18 protein-coding genes are annotated in these 21,029 nt (G+C 42.6%); 13 read left to right on the top strand and 5 right to left on the bottom strand.

Annotated elements, in window-relative coordinates:
• Window positions 1-6 precede the first annotated feature (6 nt).
• The 7 genes from vsple_RS15565 (at window position 7) to vsple_RS15535 (ending at window position 6,492) form a co-directional block, all read left to right on the top strand.
• Window positions 7-1,389, top strand: a complete 1,383-nt coding sequence (locus tag vsple_RS15565; RefSeq protein ID WP_255232697.1) for a DUF3131 domain-containing protein — start codon at window positions 7-9, stop codon at window positions 1,387-1,389.
• Window positions 1,386-2,573 carry a hypothetical protein gene (locus tag vsple_RS15560; protein ID WP_261883763.1) on the top strand — a complete coding sequence of 396 codons (1,188 nt, stop codon included), beginning with the start codon at window positions 1,386-1,388 and terminating at the stop codon, window positions 2,571-2,573. The genes vsple_RS15565 and vsple_RS15560 overlap by 4 nt, the downstream gene beginning before the upstream one ends.
• A 69-nt stretch (window positions 2,574-2,642) precedes the next feature.
• The gene (locus tag vsple_RS15555; protein WP_255232699.1) at window positions 2,643-3,434 is read left to right on the top strand and encodes a family 16 glycosylhydrolase; all 792 of its coding nucleotides are present in this window, start codon (window positions 2,643-2,645) and stop codon (window positions 3,432-3,434) included.
• Between the two features lie 79 nt (window positions 3,435-3,513).
• A complete protein-coding gene (locus vsple_RS15550; protein ID WP_261883762.1) occupies window positions 3,514-4,803 on the top strand; it encodes a glycosyltransferase family protein in 1,290 nt (429 codons plus the stop codon).
• Between the two features lie 360 nt (window positions 4,804-5,163).
• Window positions 5,164-5,667: a hypothetical protein gene (locus vsple_RS15545; protein WP_261883761.1), complete on the top strand. Its 504-nt coding sequence runs from the start codon at window positions 5,164-5,166 to the stop codon at window positions 5,665-5,667.
• 172 nt (window positions 5,668-5,839) lie between these two features.
• Window positions 5,840-6,079: a hypothetical protein gene (locus tag vsple_RS15540; RefSeq protein ID WP_261883760.1), complete on the top strand. Its 240-nt coding sequence runs from the start codon at window positions 5,840-5,842 to the stop codon at window positions 6,077-6,079.
• 38 nt (window positions 6,080-6,117) lie between these two features.
• Complete coding sequence (locus vsple_RS15535; protein ID WP_261883759.1) at window positions 6,118-6,492, top strand: hypothetical protein; 375 nt, start codon at window positions 6,118-6,120, stop codon at window positions 6,490-6,492.
• 1,115 nt (window positions 6,493-7,607) lie between these two features.
• Here the strand turns inward: vsple_RS15535 and vsple_RS15530 are convergent.
• From vsple_RS15530 to vsple_RS15515, 4 genes are all read right to left on the bottom strand, one after another.
• Window positions 7,608-7,940 carry an Hpt domain-containing protein gene (locus vsple_RS15530; protein ID WP_255232703.1) on the bottom strand — a complete coding sequence of 111 codons (333 nt, stop codon included), beginning with the start codon at window positions 7,938-7,940 and terminating at the stop codon, window positions 7,608-7,610.
• 11 nt (window positions 7,941-7,951) lie between these two features.
• Complete coding sequence (locus vsple_RS15525; protein WP_261883758.1) at window positions 7,952-9,523, bottom strand: response regulator; 1,572 nt, start codon at window positions 9,521-9,523, stop codon at window positions 7,952-7,954.
• Window positions 9,524-9,695: 172 nt separating this feature from the next.
• Window positions 9,696-11,252, bottom strand: coding sequence for a DHA2 family efflux MFS transporter permease subunit (locus vsple_RS15520; protein WP_420833813.1), 1,557 nt, complete (start codon window positions 11,250-11,252; stop codon window positions 9,696-9,698).
• Window positions 11,253-11,256: 4 nt separating this feature from the next.
• The gene (locus tag vsple_RS15515) at window positions 11,257-12,318 is read right to left on the bottom strand and encodes an HlyD family secretion protein (RefSeq protein ID WP_255232705.1); all 1,062 of its coding nucleotides are present in this window, start codon (window positions 12,316-12,318) and stop codon (window positions 11,257-11,259) included.
• A gap of 122 nt (window positions 12,319-12,440) precedes the next feature.
• Between vsple_RS15515 and vsple_RS15510 the strand changes: the two genes are divergently transcribed.
• The 3 genes from vsple_RS15510 (at window position 12,441) to vsple_RS15500 (ending at window position 16,355) form a co-directional block, all read left to right on the top strand.
• Complete coding sequence (locus vsple_RS15510) at window positions 12,441-13,349, top strand: LysR family transcriptional regulator (RefSeq protein WP_261883757.1); 909 nt, start codon at window positions 12,441-12,443, stop codon at window positions 13,347-13,349.
• A 477-nt stretch (window positions 13,350-13,826) separates the two neighbouring features.
• Complete coding sequence (locus tag vsple_RS15505) at window positions 13,827-15,293, top strand: lytic polysaccharide monooxygenase (RefSeq protein WP_476723331.1); 1,467 nt, start codon at window positions 13,827-13,829, stop codon at window positions 15,291-15,293.
• A 330-nt stretch (window positions 15,294-15,623) separates the two neighbouring features.
• Entirely contained in the window at window positions 15,624-16,355 is a 732-nt protein-coding gene (locus vsple_RS15500; RefSeq protein ID WP_261883756.1) for an SDR family oxidoreductase, read from the top strand.
• Window positions 16,356-16,514: 159 nt separating this feature from the next.
• Here the strand turns inward: vsple_RS15500 and vsple_RS15495 are convergent, their stop codons facing one another.
• Complete coding sequence (locus vsple_RS15495; protein WP_261883755.1) at window positions 16,515-17,087, bottom strand: YceI family protein; 573 nt, start codon at window positions 17,085-17,087, stop codon at window positions 16,515-16,517.
• A gap of 273 nt (window positions 17,088-17,360) precedes the next feature.
• Between vsple_RS15495 and yfcC the strand changes: the two genes are divergently transcribed.
• The 3 genes from yfcC to vsple_RS15480 all read left to right on the top strand — a co-directional run bounded on the left by yfcC (window position 17,361) and on the right by vsple_RS15480 (window position 20,994).
• A complete protein-coding gene (gene yfcC, locus vsple_RS15490) occupies window positions 17,361-18,890 on the top strand; it encodes a putative basic amino acid antiporter YfcC (protein ID WP_261883754.1) in 1,530 nt (509 codons plus the stop codon).
• Window positions 18,891-19,011: 121 nt separating this feature from the next.
• Window positions 19,012-19,998 carry a succinylglutamate desuccinylase/aspartoacylase family protein gene (locus vsple_RS15485; RefSeq protein ID WP_261884039.1) on the top strand — a complete coding sequence of 329 codons (987 nt, stop codon included), beginning with the start codon at window positions 19,012-19,014 and terminating at the stop codon, window positions 19,996-19,998.
• 369 nt (window positions 19,999-20,367) lie between these two features.
• The gene (locus tag vsple_RS15480) at window positions 20,368-20,994 is read left to right on the top strand and encodes a LysE family translocator (protein WP_150869521.1); all 627 of its coding nucleotides are present in this window, start codon (window positions 20,368-20,370) and stop codon (window positions 20,992-20,994) included.
• Window positions 20,995-21,029 lie beyond the last annotated feature (35 nt).

Below are 21,029 nucleotides of genomic sequence, written 5' to 3'. Positions count from 1 at the left end.
TATTGAATGCTGAAGAAGTGGAGTTTACTTCTGTTATCGGTGTCTGTATCTGGCTGCGGTGTGGTTTACCAAGGTGTGACCAACGGTGTTGATTCGTTTAGCCAATCACAGGTATTTCGACAAGGTCGTCATGCGTCGTTGACTGAAGAAGAACTGATGTGGGCGCAAACGGCGTGGAAGTATATCGATAACAATACCCAAGTTACGACGGGTTTAGTGAATAGTATTGATAACTTTCCTACCACGAATATGGCAGGTTTGGCGGATTATCTTATCTCGTTGATTGCTGCGAGAGAGTTTGAATTCATCTCAAACAAAGAGTATGACGAGCGTCTAACTTTGGTTCTGAGTTTTCTTAACAAGATGGAGCTTAGCTACGGCCTCGCACCTAATAAGGTGTACAGCACGCAAAGTGGTGGCATGGTTAACTATGGCAACCAGCCACAAGATATTGGTTGGTCATCACTCGATGTTGGCCGTCTTCTAATCGCACTCGCCATTGTAAAGAGACACTCTCCTGAATTCTCCGAATACGTCGATAAGGCAGTATTGCGTTGGAACTTTTGTGAGTTGATTAGCCTTGATGGAGAGCTTTATGGGAGCATGATTCAGGACGGCCAATTGATTCGATATAAAGAGGGGCGCTTGGGGCTAGAAGAGTACACATCTTACGGTTATTTGGACTGGCAGATCGTGCCTGAAAAAGCGATGAACATAGAGCCCTACGATGTAGCGACGATTTACGATATCGATCTTATTTTTGACGGTCGTGATCCGCGGGTATTTAATGTTTTACGTCCAATTTACTCAACACCCTATTTGTGGATGGGGCTTGAGTTCAACTGGGATAAAGTCGGGGACACGACGTCAAGTGACTCAAAACATACCAATAACACGCTAGCAGCAATGGCAGACGCCATCTATCAAGTGCAAGAGGCACGTTGGGATAACGAGCGAATTTACACTGCGCGTGGAGAGCATGTTGTTACTGGTGAACCTTATTTCGTTTACGATGCGATATATGGCTTGGGTACGCCTTGGATAACACTGGCCGAAGATGGTTCTTCACATGATGAGAAAGCGCTAGTGTCAACGCGTGTTGCTTTTCAAATGTGGGCTCTATGGAAGACCGATTATACCGACCGACTAATGACGCTAGTAAAAGAGCTGTATGATCCGCAGAGAGGGTGGTATGAAGGTCGTTATGAACTTACCAGTGCTTATGAAAAAAGCATCAGTTTGAAGACCAATGCAGGCGTGCTTGAGGCTCTGTTGTACAAGCAGAGTGGTAAGCTTTACAAAGCCAATAAGTCAAAAGAGTACCGCGACGTTAAGTTTAACTCCCGTTTTGATCATCCCGGAAAATGTATGGTGGAGACATTCCGATGAGAAGCTTAATTGTACTTATCTTGTTTGCTGCTTCCTTTCCTGTTTGGGCGCTGAGTCAAACATCCATAGACTTATTGAGCACTCCAACGCTTCTTCTATCCCAAGGCCGATATACGCAAGCCGCTAGTCTAATGCATCAACAAGCGAATCGGGCTCTCAGTCTCGAACATAAGATCGGAACACAAGAGATGTGGCAAACTGCAGGTCTAGCGGATGCACTTGCGGCAATGGCGGCTGAAAAAGTAGAAGATCCTGTCGCTTATGAGTATTGGTCCAATAGTGTTAGATATTTTTTGATGGGAGGAAGTAAGTGGGGTGTATATCGTCAGCAGTTACAGGTCGATTATAAAGCGTTTGACGCTCGCTTTTCTATCGCAACAAACTCCGGTGGCCCCTCTGCTTACGCGGATGATGCATGGATTCAATTCTCTTCGTTGATTGATATTTGGGATCAAAAACTCGACTTTTTTAGATACGAATCCCCTTCAGCTGGTCTGATTCGTAAGCAACCAGCCAACCCAATACCGACGGAAAGCGCGTTGAAACCGTCTGGTGAACAACTCAAACAATACACACCTAACAGTAAACTAATGCTCGATAAGGATTTCGCAAGCAAACAGACATTTATTGTCGAACCTACAGAAACCTCTACTTCCAGCCAAAATGTTACTCAACAACAAGACTTAACTGGCCAAATGGTGACGCCAAAAGGATCGGTGCAAGGCACAGCAGGAACGACACAGCAACAATTCAGTGGGGGAAAGGTAAGCTCGACCAAAGGCAGTTTCCATTCACCAATTACGCCTGTTTCGTCTCAACCGCCTGCGCAGCAACAAGTTCAACAAGGCGTATCTAGGTTATCAAAAACACCTCATGAAGCTACGATACCAGCTGCCGAGAATAAAGATGGTACAACTTCAAGTGAAGAAGGCGTCGCAGTTTTTACACCTCTTGGTACAGCAGAACCGATTATTGAGACAAGTATATCTCATACATCAGGGTTGCCTTCTACTTCAGAACAGCAAGCAACAACAAACGCAGACACGACTACGCAACAAAACCTTGAGCTCACTACACCGTCTGTGAATGCGATCCCAAAGGGGAATATAGGGCAGGCGGCACCAGTCCCGGCGGTTCAAGCTATTCAAAGGCGCAGTTTCGCTCCAGTAGAAGATAATCAGTAATTAGAGGTGAAAAATCCATCGTATGTATTAGGCTTACATTATGAATACAAATGAATAAGTGAGCGAGTCATGGTGCCACCCAAAACCTATTGTGCTTTAGCTGTATCACTGGCTTTGACAAGCTCGTTTGTCAGTGCGGAAAGCTTCGATGATCCCTTGCGAACCTTTGATGAAAGCCGTTGGTGGTTATCGGATGGTTGGGAGAACGGTTTCCCGTTCTTAAGTCGTTGGGAAGCTAAGTCGGCTACGTTCAATAAAAAGGGTTTAACCTTGGATCTAGCTCCAGATGGGAAGCAAGACGAAGAGGGTGAGTTGCGCTTCTACGGTGGGGAGTTTCGCAGCCATGAATTTTTTCCTTACGGATGCTTTGAGATCGATATGAAGCCTGCTCGAGCTCCCGGTGTGGTCAGCTCATTTTTCTTGTTCTCGGGGCCTTATGATAAACCGGAAGGTGGTAGTGGCCGACATAACGAGATCGATATTGAGTTTTTAGGGTCTAATACCAACATGGTTCAGTTGAACTTTTGGACAGACGACGATGATTATACCAACTCACACGAAACCCTGATTTTCCTTGGTTTTGACGCTTCTAAGGCTTTTCATCGTTATGGCATTTACTGGGGAGAAGATCGGATTGAGTGGTTTGTAGACGGGCAGTTAGTACTTCGTGTTAATAACAATCCCTACGACCCAACCCCAAGCATAGAAAGTTCCTATCTTAGAGTGATGGCTAATATCTGGGCAACAGATCCGGAGATTAGTAACTGGGCGGGTAAATTCCGTGAAAATAAAGTCAGACAGTATCGTGCAAAATACCGGAATTTTAGTTTCAAGGAAAATGAGAGGTGCAAAACAAAATAAAGCTACCATCACTTTGATATGAAAAGATTAGCATACTAAGCTTTAAGTGATCACAATAACGTCACGCTAGGGAATATGTATGGATACTTCTTTGTCTACCGCTATTGAGCTCTTAAATAAATCGAATGAAAAGTTTGATTTGACTGAGCCACAACATCAACAAAGCTTACTCAGGCTAGCAGACCGTTTACTACAGCTAGATAAACTCTCAAACCAAGACCTCAAAGACCTTTCAATTCAGTTTAATGCGCCACTCGAATTCAAGTTGGCGGTGAAGCTTGTCGAATCACGCAGAGAAACACAGTCAATTTGTCAGCCGATTAAAATTGGCGTGGTATTCGCGATGTGGGGAGAGCACAATCGCTTGAATCCCAAGTCGGCAGATAATCTGCACGGCGAAGATTCACTCAGAACGAAAGTGGAGCAACTTCAATGGGTAACGAACGGCACTAATGTTGATTGGACACTGTATGCGGTTGACGACGGGTGTCCACATGGAAGTGCGGAAATTGCTCGTTCTATTAAACAAACCTACGACGCAGGTATTCGAGCTAAGATCAAAGTACTTAAACTGGAGGATGCACTACCTGTGGCATCTGGTGCTCTTCGCAATTTAGCGAGTGCAGACGACTCTAGAAAGGGTGGAGCGATTATTCTTGGCTGTGAGCAGTCCTTGGAAGATGGTGTTGATGCTGTTCTTTATACCGATGCCGATAACTCTGTCCATTTGGGGCAAATAGGTTTAGCTCTCGCTCCATATAGCCGTGATGGAAAGCAAGTCGTATTGGGTAACCGCAAACATCCTGACTCCATTTTAGTGAAACAAGAAGAGCGATGGGGTGTTGGTATTAAGACGTTACGTCATATGCAGCGTATGATAGGTGCGCAGATTTTTGATAGTGGTATTAAGGATACGCAAGCGGCATTCAAATTATATGGTAGAGATATCTTACAGAAAATTCTTGAAAACCCGACAGTGTTTGACTTCTCATTTGATACGGATTGGATCTTCGCTGCAATGGAGTTCAACCAACCGATTGTAACTGTGCCATTTGCATTCATTGATTCAGCTGCAGAGTCGGCGTCAGTGGTTCAAGGGCCGATGACCACGTGGTATGTATTGCTGGATGGATTAGTAAAGGCCGCGAAAGCAAGAGGGGGCTCTTACAGTGAAGAGATGGCGGATGTGTTCACGCGAGAAATCAATTCACATAAAGATCTCGAACTGCTCATTGATGTGCTTCCTCCCGAGCTCGCTTCAGCAAGAGATAGCGATTTAGGCAACCCGAAAATAATGTCTCCTCAGTCGGTACAACATTGGATTTCTAGTGCTAAATCCTTGAATGCCAGAGCAAGTGCACCAGCATAAATCTAGGCCGTGATAACAATAGTATTATCCAGGAGTGAGCTTTAGCTTGCTCCTTTTCATGGTGCGAAAGAATATTATCACCACCACTCTGACTGTATGGCATAATAATGAGCCTGTTCGCTAAAACGGAAATGTCCAAAGACGTTTCCCGTTTCAGTGACTGTTGTAACTCGTCTTTGCCCCAAACTGTTTTAGAGCTTATCTCCTAATATGTAAAGTTAGCCACTGGATTAGTTACCTATCTTACCAAATGTGATCTCGTTTACAAAAGTTAGGGCATTTCTCACTAATTGTCGTTACTCCTATTATACTAACCTGTGCAGCTAGATGCCTAGCTCACCTACTAAGCTAGGAGGAAATATGAATAGCATTCGAGTTGGCGCAATAATGATTTCTTTATTAACGACTGCTTGTGCAAATATGACATGGGAAAATCAAGTATGGTACTCAAAACACCCTAATGACACTTTATTTGCCATTGATGGGCATTACTTTTTTGTTAATGCTGACACTTGTAATAATGTTCAGTTGATAGATGCTAACACGATTAAGTGTTATAAAGATCAAGAACCAAACATTACTCAAGAAGAGATAACAGGCTTCGCTTTAAAATCAGTAAAAGACATGGTTGGTGAAGATGGAAGGCTTAGCCAAGAAGAGTGGGATAGAAATACTGCTAAAATAAATCAGTCTTTTACGCAACTACTTAAAACTAACGAGTTATTTAATAATATTAACTCGTTAACAACTGACTCGGTAGGTAATTATGAATCTCAATTGTCTATGTATGGAGCTAAGAGAGCTGCATACTATCAGCGTACAGGACGCATAGCCTTACCTAATGTTCCACTGCCGAAGATGTGATACTAGGCCACTAGATTTGATTCAAGACCGTTCAAAACATATTGCAAATAATATCTACTGTATGAAAGAAGAACACTTTAAACTAAGTGTTTGAAAAAATAAAGGATAACTGATTGGCGACTAACTCGGTTCCGATTTTATTAACGAGGCGGTTACCTTTGGATTGAATAGTATGAATGAAAAAGTGACAAAGCTTATAGAGCTTTGTGTGATTAAAGATGGAGCTTGGTGTAAGTTAGAAGAGTTATTGATAAAAGAAGGCATGTGTGTTGAAGACGCCGAATTTTTCTGTGAATTACTTGCTTCATCTAAATCACCTGAAAGAAAAAATACAGTTATAGAAGAATATAAAGAATGGGAAAAGCAAGAAAAGCCAAGTAACTACTTTCAGATGTTAAAACTATTAGATTAATTCACCCATTTTCATTGATTTAAAAGAATTACGTTAGAATGGATATATTGTTACTGCCCATTATTTTTGCGTTCAAGCTTCTACCATACACTTTCGCCTTCGTTGTCTTTGTATACTTGCCAGTTGTCTTTTTATTAAAGGTGTTCACAAAAGATAGAAACAGTCCTGCTGGTATAAAGAAGACTACTTCTTATCCTAAAAATGATTTGCAATCTAAACCAGATATTGCTCGACAAGGTAGTAAACATAATGAGGCGAGTCATAGTGCTCTCGAGGACAGAGCGAAAAGAGCTGCTATCGAAATTAAGAAGCTTGAATTAGATAAAGGAGAAGAGTTACATATAGATGAAATAAGCGCTATAGCAACTAAATACGGAGTTCACTATTATGATGTACTTCAGGAAATGGACTAAATAGATTCATTTATTAATTGCCAAAGTTAAATATTACAAAACTAGTTGCATCCATCTTGAGCAAACTGTTGTGGTTAGCGAGGTCACTTTTTCCTTTATGGAGTAGATACATTTCTACTTGCTTTCTTTTATTCTGATTTGAAATCTTGCTCAAAAAACTGTGAGGCAGCCTCCGTAGATACAACGCTTAGATTATTGACAGTTCTAAATTATCAATATGAAATCATTAGTTTTAACGAGTGTTTTGACCATTGTCTGGTTTACATACGTGCGCAGGTAAGTATAGTTTTTGCTATATTAGAATGCACTGCGAATTATTAATAATAATGAAATAATTGTGCAAACTTTATTATTAGTGTTTGTAAGCGCTTCAATAAACTCTGATCCATATAAATGCGTAATTGGTACTGAGAAATGGGAGCTTTTCAATCATGTGGTTCTATACAGTAACTCAAGAAACAATCACATACAGGCAATGACAGAGGTAGAAGTCTTACCTGAAGCATTTAATTATACCTCACATGATAACAAAAATAATGAGTACATATTTAGTGTCAACAATATGCTCAATGGAGACATTAATTTATTGGTCTGGAAAAAATGTTATTAATACTTAATAAAAATTGTGACTAATAGATATAGATACTAAAGCGAAGAATCATATAGAAAGAGGATAGCTTTTACTTATTTGACAGCACTCTTTCAGTTACGGCAGAAACTGGTAAGCATCAAGCGTATTACCAGAACTGTTTTGAAATAGGTCGCTTTTATTAGATGAGTATAGTCGGCTCACTATATTTCTTAACTGTATCATTATGTTATAAAAAGTTATGATAAAAACTAGAGTGTTCTTATGATAGCAACTCAGTCCTGTCCAAAACCTTCTCAGGAATAGGTGAGCGCTTTTTGTTGTCACACAGGGTCTGATATTTTCATACTCAGTTGTAGCTTGGTTCGGACTTGGTAGTAGCAATAAGTATGGAATTTCATTTCTCTCCTGCTGATAAGGACAGGGTGAGGGTGTTATTTAACGCTTAGAGCAAAGTAATTCGGCTCTCGATTACATCGTGAGCCGAATGGGTTTTATAACGAACAAAGCTTTAGACAATATTTGGTCAATAACTAGCGAGAACTTCTTCGATCTGTTGGTTAATGACTTTCACTTCACTGTAAATAACCGCTAGATCCTCATCGGATGGTGCTAAGTCTTTGAGCGCATTTTGTTCTACGTTTTCTAAAGCGGAGGTTGCAGTCTCTTCGCCAAAGCTCACCAATATCCCTTTCAAAGTATGAACAGTAAAGTGTAATTTGCCCCAATCTTGTTGTGCGACAAGGTCTTTAATTTCCTCGAGAGAATTTGCATGGTCTTCTTGATAAGTCGATAGAACGGCGAAAATTACGTCTTGATCATTATCTAAATAGGCGTTTAAAGCGTCAAAATCTAGCATAGAGACTCCTGTCAGTTACATAGTGAAAGTGGGCTCGGTGGCTTGGTAGAAAAACCGGACCTGGCAGATTCACTAATCCATCGATTCCATTTATAAGGCAACTCTAACTGTTGTAATTGCGCAATGAATTCATTCGTAAGTTTTTCTTCTGTTTGAGTTTTGTTGACGGCAAATAGATAGTCAAGTTTTGCAGCAACGGAATAGGGATAAGTGTTAATGTAGTCTTTCAGTTGTTGTATAGATCCCAGACTATCCATATTGAGGCAATTGATTGGGTTGGTATCATGCCCTAGCGTAAATTGATTGTTTGATTCTCCTCGCGCTTTAAGGAAATCCCCTAAGTCTCGGTATAAAGAATACTCTCCGTAGATATTAAGGAGAGGAAGCAGCTGGTTTAGCAGTACAGTGGGAGTTTCATTTAATACATGACAGAGCAGTGCCGCTGCCCGGATGAGTTTTTGATGGGCTAACTGATGATTACCTTCTAGATGCAAAACCTGACACTGGAATACAGACAAAGCGGCTAACACTTGTTGCTGTTGATGTTGCGTTAGTTTCAAATTAACTTGATTCGTAAATTGGTTCGCTTGCTCAAGAAGTGAGCGTTTGTTGGCAACACTGGTCTCCTTCTCATAGGCCACTTGAAGTGAGTGGAAATAGTTAGAAATTGAATTTATAACATCGATATCTGCTGGCGAAATGTTGGTTGCATACATCTGCCCCAACGTAATCAAGATTTGTATGTTATCGGCACTTTCTGCAAGGTCTATGGCTCTAATCGCTCGGTGACTGATGCTTGGCGTGAGTTCAAACGCGCGAATAGCCAATTTCAGTGCAGGAAGCAGCATGTTGTGTTTTTCGTAAATGCAGCTCAAACAGTCGATCACGTTCAGAGATAAAGGGCGAGCGATCAGGTAGTTATGAAGTTTGTCGATGGCTTGCTGAGCTTTACCTAGACTATCGAGCACTAATGCTTCAGCAACCAATTTGGTTGGGTGCATGTTGGTCGCTGATTCTCGAAGAACATACGCTAACAGTTCCCACTGTTCAGCACCGATTAAGTGTTCGATTAGGCTCGCCTCATACTGCACGCTTTTTTGTGTATTGGGCACAGACAATGCTTGCTGTAATGCTGCGGGAGTATCGATTGGATAGTACTGCTTCTGCTGCGTTATTTGATGGGATTCTTCAACCGCAAGAGCAATTTTATTTCCAAGGATTGGGGTCTTAATTGGTTTCGATATAAAGTGATGAGCCTCGCCAGATAAGGCCGTTAACACGGTTTCTTGGCGCATGTCACCTGACAATAAAATGGTTGCTACTGTATGATCTATCAAACGTTTACGATAAAGAATACCGAGTAACTCGAACCCCGTGAATGTTTGCTCAAGATGATAATCAATTAAAAGTACATCTAAGGTGTGTCTTTCGACAGTTCTTATTGCTTGGCGGTAGTCCGTAGCGATGTAGATTTTGTCGTGCGAGATTCCAAGGCTCACTAATTGTTGTTTTATAAGTATGGTGGCGCTTTTCGAATCATCGACAATCAAAATGCTCAGGTCAGGTGGCAACTTCATTGTCATTTTTGTAGCTATCCTAGCGTTTTATCCTAATTTAGAATCTAGGTGTCAAGGTGCATAATGTCAAGTGAGGTAGAAGCTGTTTTGTGGTTTTAAGATATTGGTAATCATCAATATTATGCGAAATGCTTCACATTTTATCGGCACCCGTTCATCCATGAACGAGTTCAAATCATTAGTCCTTCATATTGAATATGAGAAAGGACGCAAAGGCGAGAAACGCAGTCATCATTAAAAACACGTCATTGTAAGCCATGATAGCGGCGTCGCGTTGCATTGTGGCGAGTAGGCTAGCTTGTGCTTGCTGCATGGCCGTCGCTGCATCACTACCTGATTGAATGAAAAACGCTTGCTGCTGTTGCAATGTTTGCCAACCAAGTTGGCTCACTGAGGGTAAAGACTCTTTTATATGCGCTAAATGCTCGCGAGTTTTATTGTCCAGTAATGTCGCAATGACCGCGATACTAAACGCACCGCCTAAGTTTCTCATGACATTTGTGAGTGTCGATGCGTCTGGTGTGTCCATTCTATTGATGTTTTTCATCGCCACTAAGGATAGAGGTACCATAATAAACGGGCTGCCAATTGCACGCAGAATCATTGATAGAATCAACTGTTGCCCACCAAAATCAACTGTCATATGGGTGTTTACAAAGCAACTTAAACCAAACATCGCGAAACCAAATGTGACGAGGTATTTGGGTTTGATGACTTGTGTAAGTTTTGGCACCAGTGGAAAAATTAGCAGTTGTGGAAAACCCATCCACATAAGTACTTCACCAATTTCCATCGCGTTGTATTGTTGTATCTGGGTGAGATACAAAGGCAGTACGTAGATGGATCCTAAGAGCGCCATACCTAAAATTAGATAGGCGATACAAGATAGCGCGAATTGACTATCCTTGAGCAAGCGTAAGTTGACTAATGGCTTCTTATGTTGCAATTCGTTGATGATGAAATAGACCAAACTGACTGCAGATATAATGGCGAGCGTGACGATAAAGCTTGAGCTGAACCACTCTTCGCGATTGCCTTCCTCTAGCACGACTTCTAAGCAGCCAAGTCCCAGAGCCATGGTCGCGATACCAAACCAGTCTGCTTTTTTCAGCGAGGCTAAATCAAGCTTTTCATCATCAAGTCCATAACGAATCATGGTGATCACCAACAGTGCTGGTGGGATGTTGATGTAGAAAATGTAGTGCCAAGACAGGTTCTCAGTTAACCAGCCACCAAATGTAGGGCCAATCGACGGTGCGAATGTTGCGGTCACCCCAAACAGCGCCATACCAACTGCTCGTTTGTTGAGAGGTAGTAGCTGGATAACCAATGAAAATGCGAGTGGGATTAACGCGCCTCCACTGAAGCCTTGCATCGCGCGGAACACGATCATTGAGGTCATATTCCATGAGAAAGAGCAGAGCAACGATGAAAGGGTAAAAATAGCGGTTGTCCAAGTGAGGTAACGGCGTTTACCGAGCGCTTTAGATAACCAACCACTTAGTGGTATCGCAATCATCTCTGCAACTAAATATGAGGTAGAGATCCATGAACTCTCATCGAGTGTGGCTGAGAGTGCACCTTGAATGTCTTTGAGTGAAGAGTTGGTGATCTGGATATCTAAGATCGCCATAAACGCACCGATTAGCCCTCCAAAGAGTGCGATCCAGTGACGAGTTGGTACCTCACTATTCGTTTGTTCAGAGAGTGCCGAGTTATTAATAACTTCACTCATCGATTTAGCCTCGAGTATCGATTGTCGCGACAACAGACAATCCAGGTAGCAGGCGACCTTTGAGTTCTTTCTGATCGGGTATGGTGATCTTCACAGGAACGCGTTGAACAATCTTTGTGAAGTTACCAGTCGCATTTTCAGGTGGGAGTAGCGCAAATTTCGCCCCGGTCGCCGGTGAAAAACTATCCACTGTGCCTTCCAATGGGTGGCCGGGGAACGCATCGAGTTCAATTTCAACGCTCTGTCCTTGGTGAATGCCATTGAGTTGAGTCTCTTTGAAGTTCGCTTCAATCCAGATGTCTCCGTTTGGTACTAAGCTCATCAACGGAGTCCCAGCTTGCACTAATAGACCTTCACGAACGCTTCGTTTACCAATCACACCTGAAGTAGGTGCGTATACTTTGGTGTAATCGAGGTTGAGCTGCGCTTGATCACGTTGAGCGATCGCTTCTGTCACCGAAGCTTTTGCTTGTTCAATCTCACTGTCTATAACAGTCAACTGGTCATGGCTTGCTACAAGGTTCGCCTTCGCTTCTTCAAGCGCAGCTAGAGCCACTTTTTGTTGAGCCAACATACTGTCGACTTCATCTTGAGAGGCATAGTTGCGAGTAAGTAAGCTGCGTGAGCGTTGCGTCTGTTGCAGTGAACGCTCATATTCTGCTTTGGCCGAGTCAACGCGACTTGCGGCCTGTAGAATTTGACTGTTTTGCAGTTCTTTTTGAGCCAATAGGTTGGATACACTTGTTTCAACAACCGCTAAGTGAGCATTGGCTTGAGATAGCGCGGTTTGATAGTCTCGATCGTCAATTTCAACCAATAGGTCACCCTTATTGACGACTTGGTTATCATGCACATATGAGGTGGTAATGTAGCCCGATACTTTTGGACTAATGTTAGTGATGTCACCCTGCAAATAGGCATTATCTGTTGATTCAAAATATTGGCCATAGCCGTACCAGTAACCACCTCCACTGAGGCCGAGCGCTAACATAATTGCAGTTGCAATCAGTGGTGCCTTGTTGCGTTTCTTGTTTTTAGTTTGAGCTGTTGGCTTTGAATCGGTCATTTTTGTTTGATCTCGTTCTTATAGATGTAACGAATTGTAAATGAAATCGATTGGTTGATAATATAGGAAAAATAAGAAGCACTGTTGCACAAATATTACTAATCAAAGCACAGAGGGTAACTATGGATCTCAATGCTGTGTCCGTTTTCGTACAAGTGGTGGAGTGTGGAAGTTTCACTCATGCAGCCGAAGTTCTGGATATGACAAAATCCACGGTCAGTCGTAAGTTGGCCGAGTTAGAGCTGCATTTAGGCGTGAGACTGGTCACGCGCTCTACGCGAAGTTTGGTATTAACTCCAGAAGGTGAGCGGTTTTATACATCGAGTCTGCAAATGCTTGAAATCATGAGCCAAGCAGAGTTGGAAGTGACAGCTAATCAAGATTTGATACGTGGACCACTGCGTGTTGTGTTTCCTGTTGAGCTAGGCCAACAAGTATTGGCCCCTTACATTCATCAATTCCTACATGAGCACCCAAGTGTGACGATGAATTTGGAGTTAACTAACCGTGAGGTTGACATTGTAGGTGAGGGGATCGATGTGTACGCGCAGATCGGGGATCTTGTTGATTCGAGTTTGATATCGCGATATTTGGCAACTTCGGCCAGAGTTATTGTCGCCAGCCCGCAGTATTTAAAGAACTTTGGGAGCATTGATTCACATAAAGATCTCGTTTCCCCACACAAGATGATTCAAGTATCGAACAAAGCCGTGAGGGTACCAAAACTGACCATAACTCCAACTGATGGTGAGCCGATTCCAATTGAACTGCCTTCTCAACTAAGAGTCAATACAGTGACTGCATGTCTGAGTGCATGCATTGACGGGCTAGGTATCGCGGTCTTACCAGAGTTCATCTGTCGTGAGCACTTTGAGCCGGGTAAATTGGTTCAATTACTGCCTGACTATAAGATGCCTGATGTCACAGTGAGTTTAGTGTATGCCGAGAGGCAATTGATGCCTAAACGAAAGAAAGCGTTTATCGACTATCTTTTAAATTCCGTGAATAAGGGAGAAAGTCGTACGAAATGATTTTCTATTTTTAATTCCGATTTAACTGCGTGTTATTTTAAAAAAGAGCACTTAAGATAATTACTACTTATTTATTGGCCTTCTTTTATAAGTAAGTAATATGCTATGTTTGAAAATACACTTCCTCAATGGGTAAATGGATTCAATATCACATCTCCTCTATTTTTTTGTTTGAGCGTATATGGTTGATCTTCATAACTTTTGTTATCTTTTGATACAAAGGTATACAATGTTGATTTGTGTTTAAGTTATTGATTTAATTTTGTTATTGTCCGTTCTTGTTGAGTTAAAATTTGTTTCATATGTAAATTTGTGACTTTAATTCCTTTCAAAACAAATTTGTCTTTAATTGTTGTTTTTAATAACTATTATTTTCTTGGTTTTCGTAGTGAAAATAGTTCAACGTGATTAAAGCAGTGGTGCTTTTTAAATTATCACGTAATTGAAATGTAAAATAATAAATGTAGAGAGTTAAAAGTGACTGCAAATAAAAGTATGTTAAAGCTAGCGGTAAGTATGGCCTTGTTATCAGGCATGTCTACCACTGCTCACGCTCACGGTTGGTCTGAGTTTCCAAGTGCTCGTCAAAACATCTGTTATGAACAAGGTGGAATTTGGTCAGGTAATCCGCCTAATGCAGCTTGTGCGAACGCTAAAGATATCTCTGGTACTTACCCTTTTGTTCAACGCAACGAATACGCAAAAAACATTACTGACTTCAACAACATCAATGCTGTCCGAACTGCTATCCCTGATGGCACACTTTGTTATGCAAATGACCCGCAGAAACAAGGTATGGGCGCACCTCATACAGGTTGGACTCGTACTGAAGTGAAAGCAGGCACATTTGAGTTTGTATTTAACGCGACGGCACCACACAATCCATCATTCTGGGAGTTTTACCTAACCAAGCCCAACGCTGATTTAAGTAAAGCACTGGCTTGGGGGGATTTAGACCTCATTCAGACTGAAGGTAATGTGCCAGTTAATGGCGGTAAGTACCGCATGGATGTCACTATTCCGTCTGATCGCTCTGGTGACGCTATCTTATTCGTACGATGGCAACGTAATGATGCAGCAGGAGAGGGTTTCTACAACTGTTCTGATATCACAATTGTTAATGGCGAAACGCCTCCACCAGAGCCAGGACCAGAACCTGATCTTATTCGCGGCGATCTTTACATTCCAACCGATTTCGAGGCACCTGAAACAGGCGATACTGTTCAGTACGACATTATCAATAAGTATGGTGACGTAGCGCGTAGTTTCGACATTAAGATCGATTTATCAAACATTAATGACTGGGAACGACTGCTTGCATCAGAAATTAATGGTTGGCATGAAGAGTTCAAAGATGGCGCTATTTTCATTGGTGATTGGCACGCGGAAATGGAACATTACATGTATTTCCAAAACGATCCTTCACGCAATTTCTTTAATTCTCGAGATAGTCGTGCTTCAGGTGAACTAAAGCTGATTAAAGATGACGATGGAAACGTAGAGCCGCTACTGGGAGACATCTATGAACTTGTGAAGAGTGATAAAGTGGTTAACGCGGGTGATAAAGTTGTAATTGCGACGGAAGAACCAGCGAACTTCACTCAAACCACTGGCACATCTGTAACGATTGAGAACAATGGTACGGCTTCGGTGCTGATTGATACGACGCCTGTTACGCAAAATGAAACACTGACATTCTCTGCGAATGCGATCAACAGTGAGCGTGAACAGACCTTTAGTTTTGAAGTGATTGCTGATGATGAAGTCACACCACCACCGACGCCAGAGCCTGATGCTTGGAGCGCAACTAAAACTTACCTTGGCGGTGAGATTGTGAGCTACGCTGATCAAAAGTGGAAAGCACAATGGTGGATTCAAGGTGGTGATAACCCACAAGTAACGTACGAAAAAGATCAATGGGGTGTATGGCGTCCAGCTAATTAATCGCATTGACGATTGACCAACAAGTGGTTTTTAACCAATAACCGAAGCAGAGCCCTTAATAATGGCTCTGCTTTTTTTGATCTAACCAGTAGCTTTGTGTAGCACGCCTTGTTCACCACATTTCTTTTGCATATCATCAACTTCCATAAAAACAATATAAAGGTAGATGCGAATATGAAGTTTCTATGGTTAAAAATCTTGACTACAGTTTTGGTGTTCGCGGGCTTGTTTGGTTTGGTGTATTACAAGGTAATGAGTGGAATTTCATAACGTTCAAGACGCACTCAACTCACGTGAATGATATATGCGTCATAAAGATAAGGAAAAACGATGCAGAAAGTAGTAATTGTCACTGGCGGAGGGCGCGGTATTGGTGCATCAACGGCCATTTTGCTAGCAAGTAAAGGCTACCGTGTTTGTGTTAACTACCGCAAAGATCACAGAGCAGCCGAATTGGTGGTTGCTGAGATTGTTGCAAAGGGTGGCAACGCGATGGCTTTTCAAGCGGATGTGTCTATCGAATCCGAAGTGGAGGCACTGTTTTCTGCCGTAAACCAAGAGTTTGGACAGGTAACGCATCTGGTGAACAATGCTGGTGTGCTTTTTACTCAATCTCGTTTGGCGGACATTGACTATGCACGTTTTAACAAGGTAATGGCAGCGAACATCGGAAGTTGTTTTCTGTGTTGTAAGGCATTCATCAATCAAATCGATGGGCCCGGTTCTATCGTCAATGTCTCGTCGTCTGCCTCTCGAATCGGTGCACCATTTGAATATATAGATTACGCTGCTTCCAAAGGGGCAATGGACTCATTAACCAAAGGTCTTTCATTAGAACTAGCGGAGCAAGGTATTCGAGTTAATGGGGTTAGACCGGGCTTTATTCACACAGAAATGCATGCTGACGGGGGAGAGCCTAATCGCGTTGAACGCTTAGCGCCTAACATCCCACTTAAGCGAGGAGGGACACCGTTAGAGGTCGCTGAATCCATAGTATGGTTGCTATCTGACGAAGCTTCTTATGTGACGGGTACTTTTATTGATATTGCTGGCGGACGTTGATGACTCCGCTAAATTGGAAAGGATGAGTTGAAGTTGAAAGGCTCATTTAACATTTAGACTGAAATCTCGGTGCGTTTAGCTCCAAAAAACAGTGACCGTTATAGCGAGCCTCTAAGAACGGCTTGGAGTATGTGATTACCCAAGCCTTGAAGTTTAGAGTTAGCGTTTCTCTAACACCAATGAAAAGTTCACTGGTACATTGGGTGAAAGTGCAATATCACCGACGGTATTTGACACACTGTCTAGGCTCTCTTTTGGTATACCAAAGTCAAAGCCTGAAATAACCGTTGGCTTAGCAGTAGATACCATCAAATGACCTCCCGATTTGACGATGTTTACTGTAAAGATTAGCTCTTTTGACTGACCATAGAGCTCAACAGTGGCCGGGAGCATCTTCTGAATGGCGAGGTCTTCATCACCCATTAATTGCTCAGGCACGGTTGCCGTAACGTTAACCGATGGAAATCTCTTCTCATCAAAGAACATCGCTCTCAATCTTTCGTTACGTATAGATACGCCCGTGTCTAGCGTATTGAGTGGGACAGTGATCTCTAGGCGTCCTTTCTCGTCGATTTTACCACTTACGCCTGATATGACCGCAGGTTCAACGATATATTGCTTTTTGATCGAAGCGAAGTTGACCGTTGATAGATGTTCGTTTACTTGAAAATGTCCCGATGCCAGTAATGGAAAACTGCAAGCCATTAATCCTAGTGTGAGCAATCTATTCATGTTTGTTTCCTATGAGTGAGATTATGCATGTATCTAAATAGTATTGTTCAAAAAACAATCTTTGCATTCCATAAGTAAATCAAAGTTGTAGATTTAATTTATATCCAGAATGTTTGGTTGATATTTAATGCTTAATAAATGCTCAGTTTCAGTAGTTGTTGTTTATTTTTGTTTTAATTACAGGTTATTAATTCACTAAGGGTGAAAAATTAGGTTGAAGTTACTGGTGCTTTTATTGATAATTCATGCATCTTTTTTGAATAATAATTTTCTATGTCTCAAGCATCTTCTATCTCTTCTCTAGAGAAATCTAAATCATGGCAATTGCCAGATACTTTGATCCTGATTTTCATAATCGGTATTTTCGCTGCAGCAGCGACTTATTTCATTCCTGCTGGTACTTTTGAAAGCCAAGACGTCTCTTTCATTGTTGATGGTGCAGAAAAAACGCGCACTGTGATCGACCCTGCTTCTTTTAGTTACGCAACCGATGAAAACGGTGAGCTTGTCTACAACACGGTTGGCTTCTTTGCGTCTGGTGGCGGTATTGGCCTAATGAACTTCCCATTCGAAGGTCTGGTATCAGGCTCGAAGTGGGGCAGCGCAATTGGCGTAATCATGTTCATGTTGATCATTGGTGGTTCATTTGGTGTGGTTATTCGCACCGGTACTATTGATAACGGTATTCTTCACCTGATCAATAAAACCAAAGGCAGCGAAGCGCTGTTTATCCCAGTGCTGTTTCTACTGTTTTCTTTGGGTGGTGCAGTCTTCGGTATGGGGGAAGAAGCGGTCGCATTTGCGATTATCATTGCTCCACTGATGGTTCGACTTGGCTACGACAGTATTACTACCGTGATGGTCACTTACGTTGCGACTCAAATTGGATTTGCAACGTCTTGGATGAACCCATTCTCAGTAGCAATCGCGCAAGGTATCGCTGGTATTCCTGTGCTGTCTGGCATGACTTTCCGTATGGTGATGTGGGCGTGCTTTACCGTTGTGGGTATTGGTTTCACCATGTTGTATGCATCACGCATTAAAGCGAACCCAGAATCGTCATTTACCTTTGCAACTGACAAACATTTCCGTAAGCAAGAACAAGATGACCAACCTGTAGCGAGATGGTCTTTCGCAGATACACTCGTCATGCTAACTGTTGTGGGTACTACTGGTTGGGTAATTTATGGCGTAGTCGTCCATGCTTGGTACATCCCAGAAATTGCTTCTCAGTTCTTCACTATGGGCTTTATTGTGGCAATCATCGGCGCTATTTTCCGTTTGAACGGCATGTCTCTTAATGATGCAGCAAATGCGTTTAAAGAGGGGGCGGGAATGATGTTAGCGCCCGCGCTTCTGGTCGGTTGTGCGAAAGGTGTCCTTCTAATTTTAGGCGGTGGTTCTGGTAGCGAAGCAAGCGTACTAAACTCGATTCTAAACAGCGCAGGCGCTTTCATTAGTGGTCTTCCAGACGTGATGGCAGCTTGGCTGATGTTTGTCTTCCAATCTGTATTTAACTTCTTCGTGACGTCAGGTTCTGGTCAAGCAGCACTAACCATGCCTCTTCTTTCTCCGTTGGCAGATATCGCGGGCGTAACACGTCAAGTTGCAGTACTGGCGTTCCAACTGGGTGATGGCTTTACGAACATCATCGTACCGACGTCTGCTTCTCTAATGGCGACTCTGGGCGTGTGTCGTATCGATTGGGGAGTATGGGTTAAATTCTGTGGTCGCTTTATCGGTCTGCTGTTTGTACTAGCGAGTGTGGTCGTTATTGCAGCACACCTTATGGGTTTTGCTTAATCGTTGAAAACTAACTCACGATCCCGAATTCATTGACGGGCTTATATTACACTACGACCAAAGGCGAGCTGAGACTCGCCTTTGTTGTTTATTAAATCTATTGGAAATCGATATGTCAGAAATGACGACACATAGTCAAACACAAGTTCTTGAATACCTTCACTCGTTAAATGTGGATGATCTCTCGCCGGGTGATCATACCTTGAGCTTTGCTGTCGCAACCAATGCTATCGGGCAATGGCAGCAGTTACCTGTTCGAGTTTTTAAAGGCCGTGATCAGGGCAAGAAAGTTGTGATTACTGCTGGTGTTCATGGTGATGAACAGAACGGTATCATGACAGCAATGAAAGTTGCACAACGTCTTGTTGATCAAAATATCGCGGGTTGCGTCACTATTGTCCCAACGATTAACTTGAGCGGTATATTAAATCACAGTCGCAATTTCTTCCCGGTCGATCCTGATACATCGCCGTCAAACCTCAACCGTTTCTTCCCTGGTAATGTTGAAGGGAATGAAGTTGAGCGCTATCTAGGAACGCTATGGAACAATCTATTGTTGCCAAATGCCGATATCGCGATTGACCTGCACACGCAAACTTCGGGCACATGCTATCCGCTGTATGTTTTCGCAGACTATAGAGTCGAAAAAGCAAAACAGATGGCAGCTCTGATGAACGCGGATGTGGTATTGAACGATCCGGGTGAGAAAGGAGTGTTGGAAACGGCGTGGAATACCCACGGTGTGCCGAGTATTACAGTGGAAGTGGGAGCAGGTCGTTACTTTGAACGTGAACTGGTTGAACGCGCGACTCAAGGGGTTATCAACATCCTCACAGCGGAAGGCGTCATTGAGGGTGAAGTTTCTAAACTGAACTCCCCACTAGAAGGTGACAAGATCATCAGTATCAAAGCAAAACAGGGCGGTTTTGTAGAACCACAGGTTTCATTGATGCAGAAAGTCGAGCAGGGCGATCTACTGGCAATCCAGTTCGATTCACTTGGCAATGAGTTGCTGAGATATACTGCGCCTGAATCTGGAACAGTTATCAGCTATAACCTTGAAACACTTCGCGCTCCAGGCTCATTGATAGTTCGTCTAATCAAATAAAGCAAAGTGAATCATATGGGCAAAGAGGATCTTTGCCCATTATTACTACTAGGCGTCTCATCGACTATCAATCTCACCGACATAATTTTATTGTTGAAAACGTCGAAAATTCCCCAGCTTTCCAGGTTAGATTTCTCCCAAGATGAATCATTCAATCAGCTTCGTATTAGTCTCAATTAGGTACTCTGCTGTTAATGGAATCCATCACTATCTTTATGTACAAGTGACTAGCGTTAGAACCTTATAGCTGTGTTTTAGGTGATTGATTGTCTGAGTCAATGAATAGAGCAATGTTTAATCTTTACTCAATAGTAAACTCCGTGTTAGCTTCAAAGCTCTTCTAGCGTATATCTAAGGAAGGAGTAGAGGATGTCATTTGAAAGCGCAGTTACATTTTTTATAGCCATGTTTGTGTTCGGTATTACCCCAGGGCCGGGCGTGTTTGCAATATTGGCGCGCGGTATGGTTCACGGTTGGAAAAAATGCATCACACTTTCGTTAGGAATGACATGCAGTGACATGATTTATCTCGTACTTGCTTGTTTTGGTTTAGCTACGGTTGCAGAAAATTGGTCATTCGCCTTCGAAGTGATTCGTTACGTTGGTGCTGCTTACTTGATTTACCTTGGGTACAAGATGTTCAGAAGCCTACCCGAAGTGCAGGGATCGGCAGAGCAAGTTGCCAAGCAAAGCCAAAAGTCAGCACTGGCAAGTTTTGCGCAAGGCTTTTTAATTTCTGCGTCAAACCCGAAAGTGATTCTGTTTTACATTTCGTTCTTGCCAACGTTCATCGATCTCACTGTGCTTCGTTCACAAGATATCGTACTCGTTGCGGTGTTAGCGTTTGTCGCTTTAATGACTGGCTTGTTGCTGATTGCGATGGGGGCGGGTCGAATGGTGACTTTGTTGAAAACACCTCGTGCGCACAAAAGGTTAAACCAGAGCGCGGGTGGCATTATGATTGCCGCAGGTTCTTACTTAGCGATCAACCGTTAATTAACTTCACTCATAGAATAGGCGGTCCTTGGCTC

Origin of the sequence: Vibrio pelagius, assembly GCF_024347575.1 — a bacterium.
GTDB lineage: Bacteria > Pseudomonadota > Gammaproteobacteria > Enterobacterales > Vibrionaceae > Vibrio > Vibrio pelagius.
The sequence above is the reverse complement of the archived record's forward strand: the minus strand, read 5'-3'. Positions and strand labels throughout refer to the sequence as shown.